General features: G+C 70.3%; 3 protein-coding genes. All 3 read right to left on the bottom strand.

All coding sequences use genetic code 11. The annotated features are described in order from the left end of the window. On the bottom strand, positions 1 to 379 hold a 379-nt coding region (locus tag PO768_RS27945), incomplete at its 3' end, for a YbaN family protein (RefSeq protein WP_272648665.1). 7 nt (positions 380 to 386) lie between these two features. Beyond that, entirely contained in the window at positions 387 to 974 is a 588-nt protein-coding gene (locus PO768_RS27940; protein WP_272648664.1) for a biliverdin-producing heme oxygenase, read from the bottom strand. Positions 975 to 987: 13 nt separating this feature from the next. Continuing rightward, a partial coding sequence (locus PO768_RS27935) for a TonB-dependent receptor domain-containing protein (protein ID WP_272648663.1) occupies positions 988 to 3,625 on the bottom strand: 2,638 nt, incomplete at its 5' end.

The following is a 3,625-nucleotide window of genomic DNA, read 5'->3' as shown; positions in this document are numbered from 1 at the left end:
GTGGCCGGCTCAGCACATAGCCGGCCGAGGCCAGCATCCCCAGCGTGACTCCGGTGGCCAGCCAGGGGCCGGGCCGGGCCTGCCAGCAGAACAGCCCCAGGCCCAGGGCCATGCCGGCGCCGGCCATCAGCTTGGCGCGCGCGCCGATCGCGCCCTCGCGCTGCCAGTCCTGCAGCAGCGGGCCGAAGCGGGGATGGGCCAGCAGCCGGGCCTGCAGGCACGGCGAGGCGCGACCAAAGCAGGCCGCCGCGATGATCAGGAAGACCGTGGTGGGCAAGAGCGGCAGCAGCGCGCCGATGAGGGCGCAGGCCAGCGCCAGCCAGCCCAGCAGCAGGTAGGCATGACGAGAGGCCTGGCGATAGGCCGGAAGGGCCGGCATCGGCGGATCAGCCCAGCTCGCGCGCCACATGGGCATGCACGCGCTCGAAGGCGGCGCGCGCGCCGGCCACCAGGGCCTGCTCGGCGGTCTCGTCCAGGCTCAGCGCGTCCAGCATGCCGGTGAAGCCGCGCCAGTGGCGCAGCCGGCCGTCCGGATGACCGGCCAGATGGCGGGCGCCATGGTGCTCGTCCAGGCCCAGCTTGGCGGCCAGCTTGAACAGCACCGCGCCGCCCAGGTTCGAGCCCTCGACCACATAGCACCAGCCCAGCGCCGTGGCCAGGTCGGCCTCCATCGGCAGGGCCGGCGCGCCGAAACCGCTTTCGTCATGGGCCGGGGCCTGCACATCGATCAGGTCCTGGCGTATCTGGTCCAGGCGCTGGCGCTCGGCCAGATCGGGCAGCAGCGCGGCCAGGTCGGCGCGCCGGTACAGCGGCGCGACATCGTGGTGAAAGCGCAGCTGCACCTGCACAAAGCGGCGGAAGTGGTCGACGCTGGCAAAGGGCTGGCTGCGCATGATGCGCGCGTCCAGGCGCTCATGGCTGTCATGGCTGGCGGCCTTCAGGCGCTGGCTGCGGGTGGGCGGGGTGTCGCTCATCGGGGGCCTCCGTTCAGAATGTCAGGCTCAGGTCGACGCGCAGGCTGCGGCCCGGCGCCGGCATCGGCGACAGCGCCAGCGGGTCCAGGTAGTAGCGGTCGCCGAGGTTGTCGACCGCGACGTTGAGCTGGGTGTTCTTGCGCAGCTTGTAGCTGGCAAACAGGTCGACGATCAGGGTCGCCGGGTAGTACTGCTGCAGGGTCGTGTAGGCATTGGTGTTCCAGGGCTGGTCGAGCCGGTGCAGCGGCGCGCTATTGCGCACGACGCGGGTGCCGAGGGTCAGGTCTTGCTGCAGCAGGCGCGCACCCAGCGTGGTGTTGAGGCTGAACTTGGGCGGGTTCTGGGTGTTGGCATAGCTGCCGCCGAAGCCGCCGTCGGCGCAGTCGGGCGCGTTCTTGACGCCGTACCTGGCATTGCGCAGCGCGGCGCCGGTGGCCGGGTCGCAGGTGCGGGCGCGGTCGAAATAGCTGGCCGAGACATCGGCGAAGAAGCTGCCGCGGTCGTAGGCGCTCTGCAATTCCCAGCCGGCGGTCTCGAAGCGCGCCATATTGCTCATCGTGAAGCTGTAGCTGCTGGGGTCGTAGCTGCGGGTGATGTAGTCGCGGATGCGGTTGTCAAAGCGCGCCAGCTTCAGCGACAGCCGATCCTGGGCGGCCCAGACGCCGCGCAGGCTGGCGCTGGCGCCCAGCTCCCAGCTGCGGTTGCGCTCGGGGCGCAGATCGGGGTTCGGGGTGATGAAGTGGTTGCCCACCGTGGCCTCGAACACGCTGGGCATCTTGAAGCCCTCGGCATAGCGGGCGTAGATGAGGCTGTCCTCGCCCGGTCGGTAGCTGGCGCTGAAGCTGGGCGCGAACCTGCTGCCCTTGCGGCGCAGCGGCTCGTCATAGCGCCAGGCGCTGGCGATCTGGTCCATGAAGGCGCCGTTGTTCGGCGCGAAGGCCTTCCAGCTGTCGAAGCCCAGATCGGCCAGGGTGCCCAGGCGGTGCGGGCTGGCGCGCAGCGAGGCCTCGGTGAACCGGCCCTGGGCGTCCGGGTACCAGGTCACGTACTCCAGCGCCTTGCCATTCTTGTAGACGTGGACGGCACGGCGCGGCACCTTGATCTTCTCGGTCACATGGGCGCGGCGGTTCAGGTCGCGCACCTCGTATTGGATCAGCCGACCGCCGGCCAGCAGGCTCAGCGCCTCGACGGGCTTCCATTCCAGCGAACCGACCAGGCTGGCCTCCTTGCGCACCGCCGAGCGCACATAGCGGTTGTTGCGCAGATCGGCCTCGACCACCGGGGTGGCGCTGCCGGGGCCGGTCTTCTCGTGGGTGTAGGACAGGCCGTACTTGGCCTCCAGCGACTGCTGCTCACCGATGAAGAAGATCGAGCTGTTGCCGACCTGGCCACCCCAGCGCTGGCCGCGCACATTGGAGCGCAGCGCATGGGCATAGCTCGCACCCTGCGGATCACCCATCTGGTTGCTGGGCAGGTCGCGCCCCACCGGGGCCGAACCCATCACCGCATTGAACATCGTGCTGTCGCTGCGGGTCAGCCAGAGCCGGCTTTTCAGGTCGATCAGCGACTGGCCGGCCGGCTGCCAGCGGTGCTGGGCGGTCAGCGCGCTCAGCTTCATGCGGCCGGGCTCGAACTGCTGCATGGTGTTCTCGGGGTCGGCGTATTTGACCCAGTCATTGGAGGCCGGCGTGCGCGAGATGGCCGAGGGCATGACCTCGCCGTACTCGGCCTTCAGATGGCGCAGGCCCAGCTCCAGCGCCTGGTCGGGGTTGGGGCGCCAGGTGCTCTTGAGCAGCAGGGAGTCATTGACGCTGTGGGTGTTCAGCACCTCCTCGCCGGCCCGGTAGTACTCGGAGACCGGATCGGGGTTCATGCCGGTGCCACCGCCACTGCGGGTGTTGCCGCGGTAGCGGCCAATGCCCTTGGTGCCGGCGAAGTAATTGCCCTGCTTGCGATGTACATAGGCGGCCACCAGGTCCAGGCGCTCGCTGCGGCTGGCCCAGGCGGCCGAGCCGAAGTGGCTTTTCGGCGCCAGCAGCTCGCCGCGCCCGCTGCGGTTGAGCACCTGGAAGCCGGTCTGCGGGCTCACGCTGTTGTCGGCCACGCCGCCGCGCAGCCGCCAGCCCTGGCTCTGCTCGGCATCCAGGATGTCGAGCGCGCCCAGGGTCTGCATGCTGACCACGCCGCCGATCGCGCCGGCCCCGTCCAGGCTCAGGTTCGGGCCCTTCTCTATGGTCACGCTGCCGATCAGGTCGGGGTCCAGATAGCTGCGCTGCTGCTGGCCGGCATAGCCGCGATAGACCTCCAGCGACTGCTGGCTGCCGTCGATCACCACCGGCACCCGGCCCTGGCCCTGGATGCCGCGGATATTCACGTCGAGCGCGTGGCCGTTGCGGATGTCGCCCATCTGCACCCCGGCCTGGCCTTTGAGCATATCGGCCGGCGAGGTGCCGCGAAAACGCTCCAGCGTCTCGCGCGTGATGTGGGCCGAGGAGCCGGCCTGGCGATAGGGCGCGGCCTGGGCCTCGGCGCTGGAGGCGTGCAGGGACAGGCCGGCAGCGCCGGCCTGCTCGCCCTGCACCCGCAGGCTGCCCAGCTGCAGCGCGCCGGCGGGCGCCGGCTGCAGGGTCAGGATGCCCTTGGCGCCGGGC

The sequence above is a fragment of the Paucibacter sp. XJ19-41 genome (genome assembly GCF_028462495.1).
In the GTDB taxonomy this organism is placed as follows: Bacteria; Pseudomonadota; Gammaproteobacteria; order Burkholderiales; family Burkholderiaceae_C; genus Roseateles_E.
Note: the sequence above shows the minus strand (reverse complement) of the source record. Positions and strands in the feature narration are given on the sequence as shown.

Excerpts from the sequence above, each read along its gene's own strand:
- PO768_RS27940 (WP_272648664.1), bottom strand. The coding sequence starts at position 974 with ATGAGCGACACCCCGCCCACCCGCAGCCAGCGCCTGAAGGCCGCCAGC.